At 70.4% G+C, this 21,289-nt stretch carries 16 protein-coding genes and 1 pseudogene; 7 read left to right on the plus strand and 10 right to left on the minus strand.

What is annotated here, in order from left to right:
- Nucleotides 1-16 precede the first annotated feature (16 nt).
- Nucleotides 17-433 carry an Imm7 family immunity protein gene (locus AB0C16_RS12330; RefSeq protein WP_357681769.1) on the plus strand — a complete coding sequence of 139 codons (417 nt, stop codon included), beginning with the start codon at nt 17-19 and terminating at the stop codon, nt 431-433.
- Between the two features lie 151 nt (nt 434-584).
- On the opposite strand, the gene AB0C16_RS12335 is transcribed toward AB0C16_RS12330, so the two are convergent.
- The 4 genes from AB0C16_RS12335 to AB0C16_RS12350 form a co-directional block, all read right to left on the minus strand.
- Complete coding sequence (locus AB0C16_RS12335; RefSeq protein WP_357681771.1) at nt 585-2,369, minus strand: S8 family serine peptidase; 1,785 nt, start codon at nt 2,367-2,369, stop codon at nt 585-587.
- Between the two features lie 95 nt (nt 2,370-2,464).
- Complete coding sequence (locus AB0C16_RS12340; protein ID WP_357681773.1) at nt 2,465-3,637, minus strand: AAA family ATPase; 1,173 nt, start codon at nt 3,635-3,637, stop codon at nt 2,465-2,467.
- Between the two features lie 127 nt (nt 3,638-3,764).
- Nucleotides 3,765-5,708: a beta-propeller domain-containing protein gene (locus AB0C16_RS12345; protein WP_357681775.1), complete on the minus strand. Its 1,944-nt coding sequence runs from the start codon at nt 5,706-5,708 to the stop codon at nt 3,765-3,767.
- Between the two features lie 11 nt (nt 5,709-5,719).
- Nucleotides 5,720-7,861, minus strand: coding sequence for a WD40 repeat domain-containing serine/threonine protein kinase (locus tag AB0C16_RS12350; protein ID WP_357681777.1), 2,142 nt, complete (start codon nt 7,859-7,861; stop codon nt 5,720-5,722).
- Nucleotides 7,862-7,934: 73 nt separating this feature from the next.
- Between AB0C16_RS12350 and AB0C16_RS12355 the strand changes: the two genes are divergently transcribed.
- Both AB0C16_RS12355 and AB0C16_RS12360 read left to right on the plus strand, forming a co-directional pair.
- Nucleotides 7,935-9,440: a succinic semialdehyde dehydrogenase gene (locus tag AB0C16_RS12355; protein ID WP_357681779.1), complete on the plus strand. Its 1,506-nt coding sequence runs from the start codon at nt 7,935-7,937 to the stop codon at nt 9,438-9,440.
- Nucleotides 9,437-11,116: a GMC family oxidoreductase gene (locus AB0C16_RS12360; protein WP_357681781.1), complete on the plus strand. Its 1,680-nt coding sequence runs from the start codon at nt 9,437-9,439 to the stop codon at nt 11,114-11,116. Before AB0C16_RS12355 ends, AB0C16_RS12360 begins: the two co-directional genes overlap by 4 nt.
- Nucleotides 11,117-11,214: 98 nt before the next feature.
- Here AB0C16_RS12360 and tgmC read toward each other — a convergent pair whose 3' ends face one another.
- Both tgmC and AB0C16_RS12370 read right to left on the minus strand, forming a co-directional pair.
- Complete coding sequence (gene tgmC, locus AB0C16_RS12365; RefSeq protein WP_357681783.1) at nt 11,215-12,360, minus strand: ATP-grasp peptide maturase system methyltransferase; 1,146 nt, start codon at nt 12,358-12,360, stop codon at nt 11,215-11,217.
- A gap of 68 nt (nt 12,361-12,428) precedes the next feature.
- Nucleotides 12,429-12,650 carry a putative ATP-grasp-modified RiPP gene (locus tag AB0C16_RS12370; RefSeq protein ID WP_357681785.1) on the minus strand — a complete coding sequence of 74 codons (222 nt, stop codon included), beginning with the start codon at nt 12,648-12,650 and terminating at the stop codon, nt 12,429-12,431.
- A 186-nt stretch (nt 12,651-12,836) separates the two neighbouring features.
- On the opposite strand from AB0C16_RS12370, the gene AB0C16_RS12375 reads away from it, so the two are divergent.
- Nucleotides 12,837-13,847: a pyridoxal-phosphate dependent enzyme gene (locus tag AB0C16_RS12375; RefSeq protein WP_357681787.1), complete on the plus strand. Its 1,011-nt coding sequence runs from the start codon at nt 12,837-12,839 to the stop codon at nt 13,845-13,847.
- Nucleotides 13,848-14,044: 197 nt separating this feature from the next.
- On the opposite strand, the gene AB0C16_RS12380 is transcribed toward AB0C16_RS12375, so the two are convergent.
- Nucleotides 14,045-14,788 (minus strand): N-acetyltransferase, encoded by a 744-nt coding sequence (locus tag AB0C16_RS12380; RefSeq protein ID WP_357681789.1) that lies wholly within the window; start codon nt 14,786-14,788, stop codon nt 14,045-14,047.
- 11 nt (nt 14,789-14,799) lie between these two features.
- Nucleotides 14,800-15,276 (minus strand): Lrp/AsnC family transcriptional regulator, encoded by a 477-nt coding sequence (locus AB0C16_RS12385; protein WP_357681791.1) that lies wholly within the window; start codon nt 15,274-15,276, stop codon nt 14,800-14,802.
- A gap of 61 nt (nt 15,277-15,337) precedes the next feature.
- Here AB0C16_RS12385 and AB0C16_RS12390 point away from each other — a divergent pair, with 61 nt between their 5' ends.
- From AB0C16_RS12390 to guaA, 3 genes are all read left to right on the plus strand, one after another.
- A complete protein-coding gene (locus AB0C16_RS12390) occupies nt 15,338-16,720 on the plus strand; it encodes a pyridoxal-dependent decarboxylase (RefSeq protein WP_357681793.1) in 1,383 nt (460 codons plus the stop codon).
- A 76-nt stretch (nt 16,721-16,796) separates the two neighbouring features.
- Entirely contained in the window at nt 16,797-17,627 is an 831-nt protein-coding gene (locus AB0C16_RS12395; protein ID WP_357681794.1) for an SDR family NAD(P)-dependent oxidoreductase, read from the plus strand.
- Nucleotides 17,628-17,700: 73 nt separating this feature from the next.
- On the plus strand, nt 17,701-19,248 hold the full coding sequence (gene guaA, locus AB0C16_RS12400; RefSeq protein ID WP_357681796.1) for a glutamine-hydrolyzing GMP synthase: 1,548 nt from the start codon (nt 17,701-17,703) through the stop codon (nt 19,246-19,248).
- A gap of 260 nt (nt 19,249-19,508) precedes the next feature.
- Here the strand turns inward: guaA and AB0C16_RS12405 are convergent.
- Both AB0C16_RS12405 and AB0C16_RS12410 read right to left on the minus strand, forming a co-directional pair.
- Nucleotides 19,509-19,685, minus strand: a pseudogene (locus AB0C16_RS12405) (helix-turn-helix domain-containing protein); the annotation flags it as partial.
- A gap of 193 nt (nt 19,686-19,878) precedes the next feature.
- On the minus strand, nt 19,879-21,270 hold the full coding sequence (locus tag AB0C16_RS12410; protein WP_357681798.1) for a cytochrome b N-terminal domain-containing protein: 1,392 nt from the start codon (nt 21,268-21,270) through the stop codon (nt 19,879-19,881).
- Nucleotides 21,271-21,289: the final 19 nt, after the last annotated feature.

The raw sequence follows: 21,289 nt of genomic DNA on the forward strand, positions 1-21,289 counted from the left end.
GGGCAAGGAGTAAAGGGTGTATCAGGCTACCGGGTGGCTGGTAATACGGCATCCCGAGACCGAGGATGAGCTCGACCAGATCAGGGAAAGCGTGCGCGAAGTTCAGCGCCTCATCGATTCATATGCCTGGCAGGCCGGGACGCTCGATTTGCGAGCGGTCAACGGAGAATACTTCCTGTCGCTCGTCGCCAACACGAACCATCGAGGCCAGGAAGCCCTCGACGTGGCAGACCTCCTCCGTTCGGTCGCCAGCGCGGCGCCAGAGTCATATGGCTTGGTCTACGAATGGGACGACGAGGCCCAATCATGGCCGGGAGGCAATGCCTTCAAGGCGATCGTGCTCGCGAACGGAGAAATAACCGAACGGGGAGATCCATTCCTTTCCCCAACCGAAGCAGTGATCGAGCCTGATTACCCTGACCACGGAGGTTAGGCGCGAGGCAATAGAATCTTCGCAACCTTACAAAGAGGGGCCTGCGAAGGCACCGTCTGGGGGCGGCGCCCCGATCGTGCCCGTCGCGATCCCCGAACACTCTTGACGGGCGGCCCGCGCCGGTGACGACGGGCCGCCCGATCCGCGAAGGTCAGGGAACCGTCACGGTCTTGGTGATCGTGCCGGTGGCGCCCAGGTTGTCGGTCACGGTGAGAGTGACGCTCTTCGCGCCGGCCGAGCTGTAGAAATGCTGGACGGTCGCGCCGGTGCCCGTCGAGCCGTCGCCGAAGTTCCAGGCGTACGAGGCGATCGTGCCGTCGGGGTCGGACGAGGACGAGCCGTTGAAGTTGCAGTAGCGCCAGATGAAGATCACCTGGCAGGTCTGCGTGAAGTTGGCCACCGGTGGCTGGTTCGCCGGGGTGCCCGCCGTGACCTGCCTGGTGGTGGAGCCGGTGGCGCCCGCGTTGTCGGTCACGGTGAGGGTGACCGTGTAGGTGCCCGCCGTGCCGTACGTGTGGCTCGCCGTCGCGCCGGTGCCCGTCGAGCCGTCGCCGAAGTTCCAGGCGTACGAGGCGATCGTGCCGTCGGAGTCGGCGGAGCCGGAGCCGTCGAACGAGCAGGCCAACTGGACGCAGGATGAGGTGAACGACGCCGTCGGCGGCCGGTTGCCGCCGGTCCCCGGCGGGTACCTGGTCGCGTCGTGCACGTCGAGCAGCGGCTCCTTGACCCCGTCGGGGGAGTCGTCGGTCCAGTTCGCGTTGCCGGTCGCGATCAGCTCGCTCCGTACGGCCAGCGCGCCCGCCCTGGTCGTCGGCTTGTTGGCGCCCGAGGTGAGGATGCCCGCGGCGCCCGCGACGTGCGGGCTGGCCATCGAGGTGCCGCTGATGGTGTTGTAGCCGCCGTTCATCCACGTGGAGTAGATGCAGGTGCCGGGCGCGGCGATCTCCACGGTCGCGCCGTAGTTGGAGTAGAACGCCAGCGTGTCGTCCTGGTCGGTCTCGGTGCGGCACGGCAGCGTGCTGCCGCCCTGGCCGCCGGGCAGGCCGTCGATGTCGGTCAGCGCCGAGACGGTGACCACGTCGGCGTGGTTGGCCGGGAAGAAGGAGGACGCGTTCGCGCTGCTGTTGCCGGCCGCGACGACCACGACCACGCCGGCGTTGACGGCGTTCGTGATCGCGGTGCTGATCGCGCTGCTGGAGCAACCGCTGCAGCCGAGGCTCAGGTTGATGACCTCGATGGTCGAGGCGCGGGCGACCACCCAGTCGATCCCGGCGGCGATGGCCGCGAGGGTGCCGGAGCCGGCCGAGTTGAGCACCTTGACGCCGTGGATGCGGGCGCCGGGCGCGATGCCGACCGGGCCGATCGTGTTGTCGACGGCGCCGACGATGCCCGCGACGTGCGAGCCGTGACCGTTGTCGTCGTCACCGGAGTTGTTCACGCACGAGCCGGTCGTGCAGTTGGCCCTGGCGACCACGTTCAGGTCGGGGTGGTCGAAGTCCACCCCCGTGTCGACGACGGCCACGTCCACGTCGATGCGGACGTCGTCGACGCCGTCGATGTCCAGGTTGGGGTTGTCGGGGCCGAAGACCCGCCGGACGCCGGTCGGCGTGGTCTGCGGGAACGCCACGACCTCGGCGTCCGGCTCGACGGTGAGCACGTTCGGGTTCTTCTTGAGCGCCTCGGCGGCGGCCGGGGTCAGGCGGGCGGTGTAGCCCTTGAAGGCGTGCTCGTAGACGCCGACGAGCTTGCCGTCCAGCTGGTTCACCTGGTCCTCGGCGATCGCTCGTGGCGCCGCCCGCAGCTTGCTCGGGTTGAGCTGGACGATGTACGAGCCCTCCTCGGCCGAGGCCGGGACGGAGGCGTGGACCGGGATCGGCGTCATGAGTAACGCCAGCGCGCTGACGAGTAACGCGAGCAGGGGGGTGCGTCGTCGCATGGCAGCGTGAGCCCTTCCTGGGGTGGCGGATGGGGACCACTGAAACATGAGCCCAAATCAGGCTCCAGGCCATACGTAAAGCACACGTATTGCGACTACGTAGTCCGTAGCTGCCTGCGTGAGCTCAGGCCGAGCTTGCGCAGCGCGTTGGCCACGTGCACCTCGACCGTCCGGGGCGACAGGAACAGGTCCTCGGCGATCTCCCGGTTCGTGAGCCCGTCGGCGGCCAGCCTGATGACCTGCTCCTCCCTGGGTGACAGGGTGCCCTGCGGCTGGGCAGGGGCGTCGATCCGGCGGTTCAGCCTGCGCCGGACCGCCGGAGTGATCGAGTCGTACAGGGCCTTCCTGGTCAGCGGCTGGCGCAGGCCGTACCTGCCGGGTGGGGACTCCCACAGCAGGCCGCGCCGTAGCGCTTCGGCCAGCCCGCGCTCGCCCTGTTCGGGCGGCACGCCCGCGACGGCGGCCAGCGCCTGCTCGCCGGCCGGCTCCGGCAGCACCGCCGCCGCCTGCACGAGCCTGCGCGCGGCGAGCGGCAGCGAGCCGAGCTTGAGGAGTACGGCGTCGCGCAGCGCGGGCGGCGTGCCCGGCTCCCCGCCCTCGGCGAGCATGCGGGCCAACTCCTCGATGGCGAACGGGACGCCCCTGGTGAGCGGCCACAGGTCACGGGGTTCGGGGAGCAGGTGCCTGGCCAGCAGCTCGGTCTCCCCGGCGTCGAGCGGGGCCAGCGCGAGCTCGGCGTGGTCGATGTGTGGTGGCAGGTGCGCGAGCAGCTCGGCCACCGGATGGCACAGGTCCTCGGCCCGGTAGGTGAGCACCAGGTTGACCGCCTCGGGCAGGCACCGGGCGAGGAAGGCGAGCAGTTCCCTGGTGTCGGAGTCCACCCAGTGCACGTCCTCGACCACCAGCGTGATCGGCTGCAGCGAGCCGAGCAGCGACAGCACCGCCCTGAACAGACGATGCCGCTCGACCTGCGGGTCCGGGAGCGGAGGCGGGGCGGGCGGCAGTAGCTGGGCGAACTCGGGTAACAAAGGGCGTAACGCGCCGGTCACCGGGTTGAGGTCGCGGGGTGGGCAGGTGTCCCGCAGCGCCTCGACGATCGGGCCGTACGGGAAGCGCATCGGGTGGCAGCGGCCGATCAGCATGGGGTGTCCGGCCAGCTCGTGCAGGAGGCGGGTCTTGCCGACCCCCGCCTCTCCCTCGATCAGGACGACGACCGGTGGGCGGCCGAGAGCCGTCGCCAACCGGCGGAGCTCGCGCTGTCGTCCCACGAAAGGCATGCCGCACCGCCCGGCCCGGACTACAAAGTGTCAGTGGATTTTTCATTATTTGTGAGATCGTGTCCATACGAAAGGGCGCCGATCCAGGGGAACGACGCCCTTCCAGATGGGAGACGGGTCAGTGCAGCGGGATCCACGCCTGCCGGGCCAGTGACGTGGTGTCGTTCACCTGGACGCCGCCGTGGGAGACGGTCCAGATGGAGTCACCGATGACCATCGAGCGCTGGATGCCGGGCTGGTAGCCGTCCGCCCGCTGCCGGGGGTGCTCGATCAGGCCACGCCTGGTGACCGAGGAGTCGTCGATCTGCAGCACCATGGCGCCCTCGCGCCCGTCGGTGTGGCTGCTGAGCGGGATGACCGACAGGCCCGTCTTCGGCCAGTAGAGGAACGCGTGCGGGTCCCACTCGGCCGCGGAGCCCGAGTCCTTCTGGAACAGCTGCGACAGCCTGCGCGGGCCGGCCGGGTCGCTCACGTCGAACAGCGACACCTGGCTACCGAGTGTCCGTCCCTGCTGGCCGGCCTCCTGGCCGATGCCGATCAGCCGCCCCTCGCCCGCCGGGTGCAGGTAGGCGGAGTAGCCGGTGATCTTCAGCTCGCCCGTCACCCGGGGCTCGGCCGGGTCGCGCAGGTCGATCGTGTAGAGCGGGTCCACCTGCTTGAACGTCACGCAGTAGCCGACCGGGCCGAGAAACCGGACCGAGTAGATGCGCTCGCCCTTGCCCAGCCCGCCGACCTCGCCCACCTTGCGCATGCCGGCGGCCTCCAGCACGTAGACGCTGCTGGAGCTGGTCCGCTGGTCGGTGGAGGTGAGGGTGGTGGCGATGCGGAGGTGGCCGTCGTGCTCCGACAGGGAGTACTGGTTCAGCAGCCGCCCGGGTACCTTGCCTGAGGCCACGTAGGCGGGGGCGCCGGGCTTGCCGATGTCGAACCGGTGCACCTCGGTCTCCTCCTGCGGTTCCTCGGTGGCCGGGGTCTTCGGGGTGGGCTCCGACGGGGTCGGCTCGGTGACCGGGGCCTGGGGGGCGTCCTCCACGGCCGGCGGCTGGACGGGCCACCACCAGCGAGGGTTGCTGGCCACGTACAGGCTCTGGCCGGTGCCGTAGACGATGTCGCCGTCGGCCGCCAGGCTGATCGGGTCGGTGCCGGCCGCCGTGACGCCCTGGGCCAGGTCGATCGTGTGCAGGGTGAGCAGCGAGGTGCCGGTGTAGTCGGCGGGGTGGCTGACCCGCTCGCAGGGGACCGAGTGCTTCCTGGTGGCGCCCGACGCGTCGGTGATCTCCACCTCGGGCAGCCACGCCTCCAGCGGCGCCCGCCGCACCGTGGCCTGGTTGATCTTCGTGCGCTCGGCCTCGGAGGTGGCGTCGGCGGGCCGGGGGAACGTGATGCCGGGCTGGCTGCGGGTGACCAGCCGGACGGTCGAGCCGACCATCCTGGCGTCGACGTACTCGCCCTCCGGCTTGATCGTGCTGAGCACCCTGGGCTGCCCGGACAGGTCCACGAGCAGATATCTGGTCTCGCCCATCGGCGCGATGGCGTCGAACACCATCCCGCCGCCCCGCATCAGCACCAGCGCCCGGTCGCCCGAGACGAGCAACTCGGCGGGCTGGTAGCCGGGCTGGTCGCCGCCGGTCAGGTCCAGCGAGGCGGTGACCTTCCTGGTCGCCGTGTCGGTGATCCGCAGCACGCCTCCGGTGGCCGTGATGACCCGGTTTCCGTCGGTCTTGACCAGGTCGGGCTCGTCCACTCCCGCCTCGTGCACGTTCGTGGTGGAGTGCTCGGGGGTGTCGGCGATCTTGGACTCGGGCACGGCCATCGCGGTGTCGCGCGCCAGGTACTTCACCATGGGGCCGCCGAAGCCCCACGCGCCGACGTTCTCCGCCGCCCGCTCGCGCAGCCCGGCCAGCAACTCGTCGCAACTGGTGTAGGAGACGAGGCGTACGGCCTCCAGCCGCTGCTTCGGTGGCGGCGGGGCGGAAGAGGTGCAGGCGGCGGCGGTCGCGAGGGCCATGGCGACCAGTGCCGTACGGATCGGCGGCTTCATGACCACATTGACGGATGCCATGGCCGGGTGGTTCAGGAACCCCTGGCCGGGTTGACGGTGAAGACAGGGCTGAAGTCCAGCTCGCCGGGGATCTCCAGAAGCTTGCGCACCAGCTTGCCGCCGAAGTCCACGACCTGGATCTCGTCGTTGGTGGCGTCGTCCTGCTCCCAGCAGAACAGGTGGGTCTCGTCGTACCAGCCGAGGATCTTGTCGCAGCCGGAGGAGAACGTCCGGACCTGCTCGCCGGTGGCGGAGTCCCAGAGGCAGTGGTCGCCGTCGCCGCCCTTCGGGCAGTTGGTCACGAACAGTTTGCCGGAGGGCGAGAAGATGTCCTGCGTGCCCGAGGCCAGTGTGCCGACCCCGGGCGCGTCGCGGACGGCCTTGCCGGCGGCGTCGAAGAAGCGCAGCCCCTCGTCCTTGCCGTAGACGTTGACCACGCCCTCCTCGTCGCCGTCCCAGCCGAACGCGGTGCCCCGGATCGAGCCGTCGGCCACGTTGACCACGGTCGCGTCGGCGCCGGCCACGTCGACGATGACGAATCCCAGGTAGACCCAGTCGTCGCCCTTCTTCCGCTCGATGTTGAGCAGGAGCTTCGAGCCGTCCTTGGACCAGGAGCGCAGGCTGCTGATCAGCGGGTCGCGCACGGTCTTCACCGTGGACCTGGCGCCCGTGCGCCGGTCGGTGATGATGACCGAGTCGTAGCTGTCGGAGGTGTAGTTGCGGCCCCTGCTGGCCAGCCGGTGGCCGTCGGGAGAGACGAGCGACTCCCAGTTGGCGGCGTACTTGGTGAACGTGCCGCGCAGCGACTTCCTGGCGTAGTCCTGCCATTCGTCGGACTTCTTGTCGTAGATCTCGTACGAGGTGAGGATGATCGCGTCGGAGGGGTGCTCGTAGAGCGTGATCGCGCCGCCGGGCAGCTTCCGCTTGACCGGGTTTGCCGGCACGGGCGTGGGTGTGGTCCGCTGCGGCACCCTGGTGGTGGGTGTGGCCGACGGCGCCGCGAGCTGCGGCTGCTGCCGCGAGACTGCCACCGCCACCGCCGCCAGCATGAGCACGGCGACGGCCACCGTCACGCCGATGATGACGGCCCCCTTCCCCTTGCGCGGCGGTCGCGGCTGGAAACCCGGCTGATGCGGGCCAGGTTGGTGCGGCCCGGAGGAGTATGGGGCGGAATGGAGCGGGACAGGGGGATGGGGGCCGGAGAGAGACGGGGGAAAGGGCGGCTGAGAAGTTGGGAATGCCGCGGACGCCGGGGCCACCGGCGGGGGCGGCGAGTCCATCGGGGAAGCACCGGGTGGCGGGAACGCCGGGGGCGGCGAGGGGGTCGCGACCGCGGCCGCCTGCGCGAGGATGCCCGGGTTGGGCGAGGCGCGCTGGAGTAAGCGCATGATCACCTGCTCGGCCGTCGGCCGCCGGGCCGGATCCTTGGCCAGGCAGGCGAGCACCACGTCGCGCAGCGGCCCGTCGAGCACGCCCACGTCGGGATCCTGGCTGAGCACCCGGTGGAGCACCGCGGGCATCGTGTCGCTGCCGAACGGCGCCCGGCTGGACGCGGCGAACACCATCGTCCCGGCCCACGAGAACAGGTCGGCCGCCGGCCCGACGGTGTGCCCCATGATCTGCTCGGGCGGCATGTACGAGGGTGTGCCGACCGGCATGCCGCTGATCGTCGAGGTGGCGTCGAGCGCGCGGGCGATGCCGAAGTCGATCACTCGCGGGCCGTCGGCGCCGAGGATCACGTTGGCCGGCTTGAAGTCACGGTGCACGATGCCGGCCTGGTGGATCGCGGCCAGCGCGGTGGCCGTGCCGACGGCCAGGCGCTGCAGTGAGGAGCCGGTGCGCGGACCTTCCTGCAGCACGACCTGCTGCAGGGACGGGCCGTCGATGAACTCGCTGACGATGTAGGGCCGGTCGTGTTCGATGCCCGTGCCGAGGACGGCCGCGGTGCAGAACGGCGCAACCTGCTGGGCCACCTGCACCTCACGCAGGAACCGCCCGACGCTCACCTCGTCGGCCGCCAGGTCGGGCCGCAGCCACTTGACGGCCACGTGCTCGCCGGAGGGGTCTCTGGCGAGGTAGACGACCCCCTGCCCGCCTTCGCCGAGCCTGCCGAGGAGATCCAGGCCGGCCAGGCGGGGTGGATCTCCGGGTCTGAGCGGCGCGAAGGAAGGCATGAGGGGATTCTCACCCCATGCCGCGCCCGGCGAAAACTACCGGCGGGTAGCCTGTCCGGAATATCCTTCTGTCATGCACGTGACGTCCAGCGGCGAAACCCGGGAGATCACCGCGCCGTTCACCGGCGAACCCCTGGCCCAACTGCCCGTTTCCACCGCCGACGACGTCAGCGGGGCCTACCTGAAAGCCAGGGTGGCGCAGGAGGCGTGGGCCGCCCTGCCGGCCGCCGAACGGGTGCGGCCGTTCCTGCTGCTCCACGACGCGCTGCTCGACCGGCGCGACGAGATCCTCGACATCGTCCAGAACGAGACCGGCAAGGCCCGCAAGCACGCCTTCGAGGAGGTGCTGGACGTCGCCGGCTGCAGTCTCTACTACGCCCGCCGCGCCCCCGGCCTGCTCGCCCCGCGCAGGCGCCAGGGCGTCTTCCCGGTGGCCACCCGGGTGAGCGAGCTGCGCCGGCCCAAGGGCGTGGTCGCGCTCATCTCGCCGTGGAACTACCCGCTCTCCCTCGGCGTCACCGACGCGGTGCCCGCGCTCATGGCCGGCAACGCGCTCGTCCACAAACCCGACACGCAGACCGCGCTGTCCACGCTGTGGACGATCGACCTGCTGGCCGAGCTGGGCATGCCTCGCGAGATCTGGCAGGTCGTGCTGGGCGAGCCCGCCGAGATCGGCGACGCGCTGCTCGACGGCGCCGACTACGTGGCCTTCACCGGTTCCACCCGCGGCGGCCGGAAGATCGCCGAGGAGGCGGCCAAGCGGCTCGTCGGCTGCTCCCTGGAGCTCGGCGGCAAGAACCCGATGGTGGTGCTCGACGACGCCGACCTCGACCTCGCCGTCCAGGGCGCGATCCGCGCCTGCTTCACCAACGCCGGCCAGCTCTGCCTGTCGATCGAGCGGCTGTACGTGCACGCGAGCGTGTTCGACGCCTTCGCCGAGCGCTTCACCAGGCAGGTGCGCAACCTGAGGCTGGGCGCGGGCCACGACTGGTCGGTCCAGATGGGCTCGCTCACCTCCCGCCGCCAGCTCGACGCGGTCACCGCGCACGTGGACGACGCGCTGGCCAAGGGCGCCACGTTGCTGACCGGAGGCAAGGCCAGGCCCGACCTCGGCCCGCTGTTCTACGAGCCCACGGTCCTGACCGGCGTCACCGAGGACATGGAGCTCTGCCGCAACGAGACATTCGGCCCGGTGGTCGCCCTGCACCCGTTCGCCACCGACGACGAGGCCGTCGCGCTGGCCAACGACACCATCTACGGGCTCAACGCCTCCGTCTGGACCTCCGACCTCGCCCGCGGCCGCGCGCTCGCCGCCCGCGTCAAGGCCGGCTCGGTCAACATCAACGAGGGGTACGGCTCCGCCTACGCCTCCTACGACGCCCCGATGGGCGGCATGAAGGCGTCCGGCCTCGGCCGCAGGCACGGCTCGGAGGGCCTGCTCCGCTACACCGAGTCGCAGACTGTGGCCTCCCAGGCGGGCTGGATGGGGTTCGAGCCGCCGTTCGACCTGTCCTACGAGACGTGGGCCGGCGTCCTGAGCACCGCGCTCAAGACGATGCGGAGGCTCCGGCTCAAATGAGCGACTTCGACGTGCTCGTCATCGGGTCCGGGTTCGGCGGCAGCGTCTCGGCGCTCCGGCTGACCGAGAAGGGCTACAAGGTCGGTGTGCTGGAGGCGGGCCGGCGCTTCGACGAGTCCACGCTGCCGGCCACCTCCTGGCAGGCGCGTGACTTCCTGTGGGCGCCCTGGCTCGGGCTGAAGGGCATCCAGCGCATCCACGTGCTGCGCGGCGAGCGCGGCAGCAAGGTCATGGTGCTGGCCGGAGCCGGCGTGGGCGGCGGATCGCTCAACTACGCCAACACCCTGTACGAGCCGCTCGACCCCTTCTTCCAGGACCCGCAGTGGGCGTCGATCACCGACTGGAAGGCCGAGCTGGCACCCCACTACGACCAGGCCAAACGCATGCTGGGCGTGGTGACCAACCCCACGGTCACCCGGGCCGACGAGATCATGCTGAAGGTCGCCGACCGGATGGGCGTGGCCGCCACCTTCCACCTCGCGCCCGTGGGCGTCTACTTCGGCGAGGACGGCGTCGATCCCTACTTCGGCGGCGCCGGCCCCGAACGGCGCGGGTGCACGCAGTGCGGCGAGTGCATGACCGGCTGCCGCCACGGCGCCAAGAACATGCTCACCAAGAACTATCTCTACCTCGCCGAACGGGCGGGCGCCCGGGTCTACGCCGAGTGCACCGTCACCTCGGTGCGCCCGCTGCCCTTCGGCGGCTACCGGGTGCACGTCCGCAAGACCGGGTCCGCGCGGCTGCGCCGTACGTTCACCGCGAAGCAGGTCGTCTTCGCCGCCGGCACCTACGGCACCCAGCGGTTACTGCACCGGCTGCGCGCCGACGGCACGCTGCCCCGCGTCTCGGCCCGGCTGGGCATGCTGACCAGGACCAACTCCGAGGCGCTGCTGGGCTTCGAACGGCTGTCGGCCGACGGCGAGAAGCTCAACTCCGGCGTCGCCATCACCTCCTCGATCCACCCCGACGCCCACACGCACATCGAGCCCGTCCGGTACGGCGACGGCTCCAACGCCATGGGCCTGCTGCGCACCCTGCTCATCGACGGCGGCCAGGCCCGGTGGCGCGCGTTCGCCCGCGAGGCGGCGGCGCACCCGCTGCGGGCGCTGCGCCTGCTCAACCTGCGGCGCTGGTCGGAGCGGACCGTCATCGCGCTGGTCATGCAGGCCAAGGACAACTCGATCACGGTACGCGGCACCCGCTGGGGGCTGCGCGCGTCGCGGGGCCACGGCGAGCCCAATCCCACCTGGATCCCGGCCGGTCACGAGGCGGTACGGCACGCCGCCGAGGAGATCGGCGGGATGCCGGGCGGGTCGTGGCTGGACCTGTTCGACATCCCGGCGACGGCGCACTTCCTCGGCGGCTGCGCGATCGGCGACTCCCCGGACACCGGCGTGATCGACCCCTACCACCGCCTCTACGGCTACGACGGGCTGCACGTCGTGGACGGCTCGGCCGTCTCGGCCAACCTCGGCGTCAACCCGTCGCTGACCATCACCGCCCAGGCCGAGCGGGCCATGTCGTTCTGGCCGAACGCGGGCGAGGCGGATCCGCGTCCGCCCCTCGGCTCGGCCTACGACCGGCTCCCGCCGGTCGCCCCGCGCACCCCGGTGGTCCCCGCCGCCGCTCCCGGAGCCCTCCGCCTGACACTCACGCCACGTACGACGCCGCCCTGACCGCGTACGGCGTCGTCTTGAGCACGTACGGCGTCGAGATCTGACCGGGTTCGGGTGCCCGCTGGGGCGGCTTCGCGCAGGGCGCCGCCGCGGATCGGTCAGACAGGGAGATTCCAGCGCGGCCCGTCAGAGTCGCCGAGCCAGACCCGCTGCCGCCCGTCGTGCATCACGGTGAGACCGAAGGCCGACTGGTGTGGAGACCCCGCTCGCTGCCACGTGAGGATGGCGTCCTCGACCGCGTCCCACAGCCGGAGCGGCCCGTGCTGGCGCACACTCCAGCCACCGTCCGGGGCCGGTTTCGTGGTGGCCTGGGACCCGGTGGCCACGTCCACCAGGAACACCTCGTCTCCGCCGCCGATCCTCTCGGCCGAAGGCGCGCCGAGCTGGGCGACGAACACGCCGGTCGAGTCGTCGAGCAGCTTCGGATCGATCCGGCTCGCGCGCGGCTCCCCGAGGCCCGTCCGGTAGAACGACGAGCGCGGCGGGGGCTGATGCGGGCGGGCGGGCATGAACGAGAGGTCGTCGGCGCGGAACCTGCCGGTGGCGGTGCCGTCGTTGCCGAGCCTGAGGTGCGCGAACGCCGACCCGTGCATCCAGCCCGTCAGTGGAGCGGTGATGGTGCCGCCGTCACGCACCTGCCACAACCAGGGCGCGGGGATGTAACGCACCGAACAGGTGGCGATCAGATGGTCGTACTCGGCGTTCTCCGGATGGCCGCCGAGGCCGTCGCCCACCACGAGGGTGGGAGAGTAGCCGTGCCGCGAGAGGGCGGCCCGCGCGCCGTCCGCCACGGTACGGTCGTACTCAACCGAGGTCACGCGAGCTTCGCCGAGCCGGTGGCACAGGAGAGCGGTGGAGTAGCCGGTCCCCGTGCCGATCTCCAGCACCGAGTCGATGTCCATGATCTCCGCGACCTCCAGCATCCGCACCACCAGGCTGGGCATCGTGGAGGAGCACGTCGGGCTCCCGCCCATCGTGTCGGTCGCGGCCGTGGCCATGACACCGTCCACCTGGGTGACCCAGGACTCGTCGGAGTCGGCCATCCGCCGCCACTCCTCGTCGCCCACGTCGTGGCGACGCACCGGCTCCCACAGCGTGCAGTACGAACCGTTCACGCGCCGGAAGACCGCGTCACCGAGAAAGAACTCGCGGGATACATGCTCGACCGCGGCCCTCCACTGCGGATCGTGCAGACAACCGCTCGAAACGAGTCGCTCGGCCAGTCCAGCCATCCGGTCGGTCATGTACGTCCTTTCCCTAGAGAGGTTGGCGAGAGCGCACGCTGTTGATCACGAGGACAGAGCATCCATCATCAACAGTCGTCGGCGTAGTCGATGGTGTTGTCGTGGTCCTTAGCGGGCCTCGCGCTGTCAGAGCCGCTGGTCGTCGTGTTCTTGTTGGTCTCCTTGTCGGTGCCGTGCCTGCCCGCCTCGATCGGTTGGCCGGACGGGGCGAAGTAGCGGCTGGTCTGGGTCACTGGGTCCAGTTCGACGTAAGGGACTTCCACGCGGGCGGATGGGGCGAAGGCGGTCACGCGGGGTGACTCCCCACGGTTCCAGCATCGGGTTGCTCATAGCCTGGTGTTCCCTTCTTCTGGTTGATCGACAGGATGGCTCACCGCGTGACGTGGCCGCGTGAGAATCTCAAGACGCAGGCATGTCTGGCTTGCGGCACATACGTCCGGGGTGGATGCCCTTGCGAGGCGTGAAAGGGTGATCGGATGGGGTGGGACGTGGACGCGCTGGACCTGCTGCGGTCGGGGGCGCCGACGCCGCTGGTCGAGTTCCCCGTGGCGGCGCCCGGCGTCAGGCTGTTGCTGAAGGACGAGTCCGCGCATCCGACCGGGAGCCTGCGGCACCGGCATGCCAGGGCGCTGTTCCGGCGGGCCGTTCTCGACGGGCTGGTCACCGAGGGGACGACCGTGGTCGAGGCCACCGGTGGCAACGCCGCCGTGGCCCAGGCGTGGTTCGCCAGGCGGCTCGGCCTGCCGTACATCGTGGTCATGCCGGGCGCGCGCGGTGAGGAGCGGGCGCGGCCGGTGGAGGAGCTGGGCGGCGAGTGCAGGTTCGTGACCCCGCCGCTGGCGATCTACGACGCGGCACGGAAGGTCGAAGGGCACTTTCTCGACCAGTTCGGGCGTGCGGCCGAGCACGACCTCGCCGACGAGCTGTTCGCGCAGGTACGCCCGGACTGGGTGGTCGTAGGAGCCGGCACCGGCGCCACCTCGGCAACCCTCGGCCGCCGGGCCCGCGCCCTCGTCGCCCCTCGGGGCGCAAACTCGCACCTGGACAGCGCGGGGCGGACGCGGGTGGCGGTGGCCGATCCCGAGAACTCCGCGTACTTCCCCGGATGGACCCTGGACGTGTCCGACTACGCGACGGGCATGCCGTCACGCATCGAAGGGATCGGCAGACCGCGCATGGAGCCCGGCTTCCGTCCGGACCTGGTCGACCTGGTGATACCCGTGCCCGACGCGGCCTCCGCCGCCGCAGTCCGGCGCGTCCGCGAGGTCACCGGGCTGCCCGTGGGCGGCTCGTCGGGCACCGCGCTCTGGGCCGCGCTGGAGCTGGTCGAGAGGATGCGCGCCGAGGGCCGTGGCGGCACCGTGGTGTCCGTGATCGGCGACGCACATCCACGACATCTCACGACTTATCACGATGACACGTGGAGCATCGCGAAAGGGCTCGACGTGCGGGCCCACGAGCAGGAGCTGTTCCGCCGTACGAGCTGATCAACCGGATACGGCGTTCACCCCGGAAGGGTCTCGCCGCCGATGGGGGCGAGGACCTCGCCGGTGTAGTCGGGCGCCATCTCACCGCTTCGTCCCGGGTACGGCTGGCTCTGTCCGGGCGGTGCGGTGTTCGGTTCTTCCGGCATACCAGGGCGCTTGCCCGCAGGCCGGTCGGCCTAACGTGCCCCGGCGGGCGGTCAGCGCAGTGGGTGGCTGACCCAGACGTTCGGCTCGACGTAGACCGCGTGGTCGTGGGCCACGTCGCAGTGCACCGGGCTGAGCGCTCCCGGCACCTCGATCATGCCGGTGCGATCGAACGGCAGGCCGGTCCACGCGCGCCACTCGTCGAGCGTGCCCGCGACCACCATCGATCGGGGCGCCACCTTGACGATCTTCGCGCCGGCCCGCACATGCACGCGCAGCCAGGCGTCGTACGGCAGGCCGTCCGCTCGCGTGCGGAAGGCGTACTCGGTCATGGGGGTGTGTGGTTCGAGGTGCTTCTGGTTGGGCCGGACGGGTGCCACCAGTTCGGCGAACCCCATCGCGGCCGCGTGGTCGCGCATCGCGGCCACCATCCGGGGGGAGACCCCGGACCCGATCAGGTCGCGCCTGACGGTGATCTCCAGGGCGGAGACGGCGGAGGTCTCGGCGGCCGTCTCGCGGGCCAGCCAGCCCCGGCGGATCACCGCGTCCCAGCCGTCGTCGGGCAGCTCGGAGCCCTTCGGCGAGTACGGGATCATGCAGGCGCGCGCCACCAGCCGCCCCGGCTCGGCGTCGTCGTCGGCCACCAGGACATAGTCGGCGTAGGCCGATTCGGCGATCGCGTAGAAGAGGTCGGCGATGGGGTCGTTGAGCATGAACTCGGGCCACGCGTGGTCCATCTCCCACAGCGAGGCGGCGAGTTCGGGGCGCTCGGCGAGCGTCGTGATCCGGAGGGACATGTGGATCATTGTTACATTTCGCATGGCCGCTGGATCGGCTGATTCTCGGTCCTGAAGATCAGCGTGGTCTGCAGGTGGACGATCTCCGGCCGGACCAGGAACTTCTCCAGCGCCAGCCGGTGCAGGTGATCGGCGTCGGCCACGGCCACGTGCACCAGGAAGTCCTCGGTCCCGGCGACGTGGAACAGGGTGATCGTCTCCGGCAGGGCGAGCACGAACGCCCGCAGCGGGTCCACGAGTTGGCTGGTGTGCGGGCGCACCCGCAGGGCGAGCAGCGCCTGCAGCGGGCGGCCGAGCTTGGCCGTGTCGACCCAGGCGCGGAACCCCGTGATGATGCCCCGGCGGCGCAACGAACGGACGCGTTCCAGGGCCGTCGAGGGCGCCACACCGAGGCGGTCGGCGAGATCCTTGTTGGGCAGCCGGGCGTCGTTCTGCAACTCGGCCAGAATGGCCAGGTCGATCGAATCCAGTTCGGTGTTATGCGGCATTATCACCCTTTCCTTCGGTCACGCTAGCCGTGCCTTGAGGAAGTGACCACCATTTCGAGGTATGTGGAACATCGAGGAGTTCACCGAGGCGGCCGGCATCACGGTCCGTGAGCTGGCGGCGTACGTGGACGAGAGCCAGCGGGGCGCCGTGCCCGTGATCAGGCGCGAGCCGCCGCGGGAGCTGGCCGAGCGGCTCGGGCTGCGGGACCTGATCCGGAAGGGCGGGATGACCCCCGGGACGTACCAGGAGTTTCTGCGGACGTTCCTCGCGGAGGGCACGAGGCTGCACCATCCGGCCTACGTGGGACACCAGACCGCGTCGCCGGACTTCCCGGCTGCCCTGGCCGATTTCATCCACGGCGCCACGAACAACCCGATGGCCATCTACGAGATGGGCGCGTCGGCGGCCACGGTGGAGTTCGAGGTGCTCAGGTGGATGCTGGCCAAGGTGGGCTTCCCGGCCGGCGGGGGCGTGCTGACACACGGCGGGTCGCTGGCGAACCTGACGGCGCTGCTGGCCGCGCGGGCCCGGGCGGTGCCCGACGCGTGGGAGCACGGCGTGCCGGGCGACCTGGTGATCCTCACGCCGCCCTCGGCGCACTACTCGGTGTCACGCGCGGCGTCGATCCTGGGGCTGGGGCAAAGCGCGCTGGTGCCGCTGGAGACGGACGCGCTGGGCCGGATCGACGTCAGCCGCCTGCCCGAGATTTCGGGGGGGATTTCGGAGGAAATTTCGGGGAAAAGGGTGATGGCGCTGGTCGCGTCCGCCTGCGCCACGGGCACCGGGCTCTACGACGACCTGCGGACCATCGGCGAGTGGTGCCGCGAGCGCGGCGTCTGGTTCCACGTGGACGGCGCGCACGGCGCCTCGGCCCTCCTCAGCGACCGGCACGAACACCTGCTCGACGGCATCGACCTGGCCGACTCGGTCATCTGGGACGCCCACAAGATGCTCCGCACCTCCTCCCTGGCCGCCGCCGTGCTCGTGCGCGAGGAGGGCGACCTGGACGCCGCCTTCAAGCAGGAGGCCAGCTACCTCTTCTACGGAGACCAGGGCTTCGACCTGATCGGCAGGACCGTCGAGTGCACGAAGGCCGAGCTCGGTCTCAAGGTCTTCCTGAACCTCGCCTGGCGCGGCGAGCGCGGCCTCGGCGACTACGTGGCCCGCCAGTACGCCACGGCCCACCGCTTCTGGGAGCTCGCCGCCCGCCGCCCCGGCTTCGAACTGCCGTACGAGCCCGAGAGCAACATCGTCTGCTTCCGGTACGGCGACGCGGACCAGGCCGCCATCCGCGAGCGCCTCCTGCGCGACGGCTCCTTCCACCTCACCTCCACCGAGCTCCACGGAGCCCGCCATCTCCGCGTCACGGTCATGGCCCCCGCGACGGACGACAAGACGCTGGAGGCCCTCCTCGACGAGATCGCCGCCGTCGCGACATCCTGAATCCGGATTTTGCCGACCTTCTGGACGGATCTGCCCGATCCTGTAGCGTGCGAGACGAGCGCTAGGGAGGGTTCCGGTGCGAGAACTGTCCGGCAAGGTCGCGGTGGTGACGGGGGCGGCGAGCGGCATCGGGAGGGCACTGGCCGTGCGCCTCGCCGCCGAGGGCATGTCGCTGATGCTCGCCGACGTGGATCCGGGAGGGCTGGCCGAGACCGCCGAGCTGGCGGGCAACGGCAAGGCGCTCACCCAGATCACCGACGTCTCCGACGAGGCGTCCGTGCACCACCTGGCCGACCGGGCCTTCGGCGAGCTCGGCGCGGTCCACGTGCTCTGCAACAACGCGGGCGTCTTCCAGGCCGGGCACATCTGGACCCGCACCCCCGAGGACTTCACCTGGCTGCTGGGCGTCAACCTGTGGGGAGTGCTCCACGGCATCCAGGCGTTCGTCCCGCGCATGATCGAGCAGGACACCGAGGGCCACATCGTCAACACCGTGTCCGTGGCCGGCCTGCTCGGCGCGCCGTCGGCGGGCGGCTACACGGTCAGCAAGTACGCGGCGTTCGCGGCCACGCAGTCGCTCGCCCAGGATCTCGCCGCCGTCGGGTCCAAACTCCGCGTCACCGCCCTGTGCCCGGGCGGGGTGCGCACCCGGATCAACCACTCCGAGCAGGTCCGCCCGGCGGGGCTGTCCATCGCACGCGGCTCCGACGACCCGGAGGCGCAGGAACGGCTCGACACCGCCGTCGAGCGGGGCATCGAGCCGGGGCAGGTCGCCGACCTGGTCGTCGAGGCCATCCACGAGGAACGCTTCCTGCTGCTGACCCACCCCGACTACGGCACGGGCCTGCGCAGGCAGACCGACGTCCTGCTCACGGGCGGGCTCCCACCGCTGCCCGCCTTCGAATGAGACATGTCCAGGTGGAACGGGTGCTGCCGATACACTGGAGGTACCGCATTCGCCTTTTTGGGGGTATCTCTCGGTGTCTGAGTTCGACACAGTGCTCGTGGTCGACTTCGGCGCGCAGTACGCGCAGTTGATCGCCAGACGGGTGCGCGAATGCCACGTCTACTCCGAGATCGTGCCCTCGACGATGCCGGTCGAGGAGATGCTGGCCAAGCGGCCCAGGGCGATCATCCTGTCCGGCGGCCCGTCCTCCGTCTACGCCGACAACGCCCCCGTCGTCCCCGCCGGCCTGTTCGAGACCGGGGTGCCCACGTTCGGCATCTGCTACGGCTTCCAGGCGATGGCCCAGGCGCTGGGCGGCGAGGTGGCCCGCACCGGCGTCGCCGAATACGGCGGCACCGAGCTCGACGTGCTCCACGAGGGCGTGATCTTCGCCGGGCTGCCCGCGGCGCAGAAGGTCTGGATGTCCCACGGCGACAGCGTCGCCGCCGCCCCCGAGGGCTTCGCGGTGACCGCCTCGACCCGCGAGACGCCGGTCGCCGCCTTCGAGCACCCTCAGCGCGGCCTCTACGGCGTGCAGTTCCACCCCGAGGTGCTCCACTCCGAGCACGGTCAGGCGGTGCTCAAGCACTTCCTCGACGCGGCGGGCTGCCGTCCCACCTGGACCATGCTCAACATCGTCGAAGAGTCCGTCGAGGCCGTGCGCCGGCAGGTCGGCGACGGCCGGGCGATCTGCGCGCTGTCCGGCGGCGTCGACTCCGCCGTGGCCGCCGCGATCGTGCAGCGCGCCATCGGCGACCGGCTGACCTGCGTCTTCGTCGACCACGGGCTGCTGCGCAAGGGCGAGGCCGAGCAGGTCGAACGCGACTTCGTGGCCGCCACGGGCGTCAAGCTCCGGGTCGTCGACGCCGCCGACCGCTTCCTGAAGGCGCTCGACGGGGTGACCGAACCGGAGGAGAAGCGCAAGATCATCGGGCGTGAGTTCATCCGCGTCTTCGAGGACGAGCAGCGCGCGATCATGGCCGACGGTCCGGTCGACTTCCTCGTCCAGGGCACCCTCTACCCCGACGTGGTCGAGTCGGGCGGCGGCACGGGCACCGCCAACATCAAGTCCCACCACAACGTCGGCGGCCTGCCCGAAGACCTCCAGTTCACCCTGGTCGAGCCGCTGCGCACGCTGTTCAAGGACGAGGTCCGGCGGGCCGGTGAGGAGCTCGGCCTGCCGACCGCCATGGTGTGGCGCCAGCCGTTCCCCGGCCCCGGCCTCGGCATCCGCATCATCGGCGAGGTCACCCGCGACCGGCTCGACCTGCTGCGCGAGGCCGACGCCATCGCCCGCGAGGAGTTGTCGCGGGCCGGGCTCGACCGCGAGATCTGGCAGTGCCCGGTGGTGCTCCTCGCCGACGTGCGCTCCGTCGGCGTCCAGGGTGACGGCCGCACCTACGGCCACCCGGTGGTGCTGCGCCCGGTGACCTCCGAGGACGCCATGACGGCCGACTGGTCCCGCGTCCCCTACGACGTGCTCTCCCGCATCTCCACCCGCATCACCAACGAGGTCCCCGACGTCAACCGCGTCGTCGTCGACATCACCAGCAAGCCCCCGGGCACCATCGAGTGGGAGTAACGGGCGGCTGAGTCGCTCTCATCCTCCTCTTGCACGCCGTGCGTGCGTGACCGTCCGGGCTGTGCGAGGCGTTCCCTGGTGAAAGCCTTCATTCTGTACGGCACGCCAAGAGCACGCCGCGCGCCGTACGGGGCTCTGGACCTTCAGGGATACGCCCGCTGACCGGCACGTGGCCCGCCGCCGATACGCCGCCTTCTTTACCGTCCGAGCGGTGGAACGGACGGTTTCCTCGTCCGACGGCTGCCCACGACACCTCACCTGAGATCGCTCGACAGCGATGGGAAGTGGTAGTGCACCACGCTCGGCGTCACCCCGGCGCGCTCGGCGAGGATCCGGGTGCTCACCGCCGCCCAGCCGCGTTCAGGGATGAGCTCCGCCGCCGCGTTCAGTAGCCGTTCCCGAACCGCGCGCCCGCGCTCGGCGGCTGGGGAGACCATCATTCACCCCCCAACTAGGGCGATCGCCCTGTACGACTGCCCTGATCGTTGACCACACCCCGACCACGCTCAAGTCGAACCGAGTTCAGGCAGGTCACGCGCGGGCCGTCTTTCACCCTGCGCGGCAGGGTACGCCGCCTGGTATCCGGCGACCCCAGCTCCGACGATCACAACCTGTGGCCTGTTCGGCCTGTCATCTTCCTGAGGCGATCGCCGGCTCCTGGCGCTCTTGCTGCGCCGGTGCCAGCCGTTCGTGGAATCGGCCGTCCGGGGACCGCGTGATGATCCCGGTCTCCACTCCGTGCTCGGCCACGTGGCGATCCGTCTGCTGAAGTGCGAGGCAGATCCACCGGGTGATGATGAAGGCGATGACGGGGCCGATGATCACGGTGAACTGGAAGAAGATCGTCACAGCATCGACGGCGAGGTGGAACTGGTGGGCGATCTGGTCGTTGGCCGCGGCTGCCCACAGCAGGCCGTAGAACGTGACGCCGGCGGCCGCGATGGCCGTCTTCACCGGCGTCTCGCGTGGCCGATCGAGCAGGTCATGCGCGAGCGTCTCACGGGCCATGCGGCTCGTGGTCTTGGGTCGGCCCAACGCGTCGTGGCGGCTGCGTCGCGAGAGGAGGAAGCGCTCGGCCATCGGGTAGGCGGCCAGGGCGGTGAAGAAGACCCCGGGTATCACCAGTGTGGGGACGAGGACCGCGAGGCTGAGCGTGTAGTCCCCGATGGTGAGTTCCCACCCGGGCATGATCCGGAGGGCGCCGTCGAGGAACCCCATGTACCAGTCGGGAACCGAGCCCGCCGAGATCTGCGTCGGCTTGGCAGGGCCGTACAGCCATATAGGGGCAATCTGGAACCCGAACCCGAGAATGATCAGCATGCCGATCGTCGCGAGCGCCATCGTCGGGCGTGCGCTCCGCCGCGCCGGCAGCGAGGCGATGAACCGGGAGTGGCCGTGCCGCCGCACCAGCAGTTCACGGGCGATCAGCAGCGCGGCCATGACGACCGGGATCAGCAGGTGCCCCCCGTACATGACCGGAATGACCCTGTCGCCGGGAAAGTCTGGGCCGAACAGCAGCGACAGCGCCCAGGTTCCCACCACGGGGATGGCCTGCACAACCGACATGATCAGCCACAGGCTCCCACCCGACAGCATGTCGTCAGGCAGGGCGTTGCCGGTCTCGCCCGCAGCCATGCCCAGCGCCAGCAGCGTCACCCAGATCAGCCACTGCCTGGTGCGCGGGCGGCGGAATGCGCCGGTGAGGAACATACGCAGCAGCTGCAACACGACGGCCGCCATGAAGACGAGCGCCGCCCAGTGGTGGACCTGGCGGATGAGCAGGCCGCCGCGCACCTCCAGGCTCAGATGCATGGTCGAGTCGAAGGCCTTGCTGACGAAGAGTCCGCGCAGCGGGCCGTACGAGCCGTCATAGGTCACCTGGGACATGCTGGGGTCGTAGAACACCATCAGCACTGCCCCGGTCACCGCCAGAACGACGAACGACCAGATGGCGATTTCCGCGAACATGAACGACCAGTGGGAGAACTGAAACGAGCGGCGCTTGGCCAACAACGAATGCATTTGGGCCCCCTAATCTTGC

The sequence above is a fragment of the Nonomuraea sp. NPDC048916 genome, from assembly GCF_040649575.1.
GTDB lineage: Bacteria > Actinomycetota > Actinomycetes > Streptosporangiales > Streptosporangiaceae > Nonomuraea.

What these genes read in the sequence shown, in the direction of transcription:
- AB0C16_RS12335 (WP_357681771.1), bottom strand. Translation starts at nt 2,369, where the DNA reads ATGCGACGACGCACCCCCCTGCTCGCGTTACTCGTCAGCGCGCTGGCG.
- AB0C16_RS12345 (WP_357681775.1), bottom strand. Translation starts at nt 5,708, where the DNA reads ATGGCATCCGTCAATGTGGTCATGAAGCCGCCGATCCGTACGGCACTG.
- AB0C16_RS12350 (WP_357681777.1), bottom strand. Translation starts at nt 7,861, where the DNA reads ATGCCTTCCTTCGCGCCGCTCAGACCCGGAGATCCACCCCGCCTGGCC.
- AB0C16_RS12355 (WP_357681779.1), top strand. Translation starts at nt 7,935, where the DNA reads ATGCACGTGACGTCCAGCGGCGAAACCCGGGAGATCACCGCGCCGTTC.
- AB0C16_RS12360 (WP_357681781.1), top strand. Translation starts at nt 9,437, where the DNA reads ATGAGCGACTTCGACGTGCTCGTCATCGGGTCCGGGTTCGGCGGCAGC.
- tgmC (WP_357681783.1), bottom strand. Translation starts at nt 12,360, where the DNA reads ATGACCGACCGGATGGCTGGACTGGCCGAGCGACTCGTTTCGAGCGGT.
- AB0C16_RS12375 (WP_357681787.1), top strand. Translation starts at nt 12,837, where the DNA reads ATGGGGTGGGACGTGGACGCGCTGGACCTGCTGCGGTCGGGGGCGCCG.
- AB0C16_RS12380 (WP_357681789.1), bottom strand. Translation starts at nt 14,788, where the DNA reads ATGTCCCTCCGGATCACGACGCTCGCCGAGCGCCCCGAACTCGCCGCC.
- AB0C16_RS12385 (WP_357681791.1), bottom strand. Translation starts at nt 15,276, where the DNA reads ATGCCGCATAACACCGAACTGGATTCGATCGACCTGGCCATTCTGGCC.
- AB0C16_RS12390 (WP_357681793.1), top strand. Translation starts at nt 15,338, where the DNA reads ATGTGGAACATCGAGGAGTTCACCGAGGCGGCCGGCATCACGGTCCGT.
- AB0C16_RS12410 (WP_357681798.1), bottom strand. Translation starts at nt 21,270, where the DNA reads ATGCATTCGTTGTTGGCCAAGCGCCGCTCGTTTCAGTTCTCCCACTGG.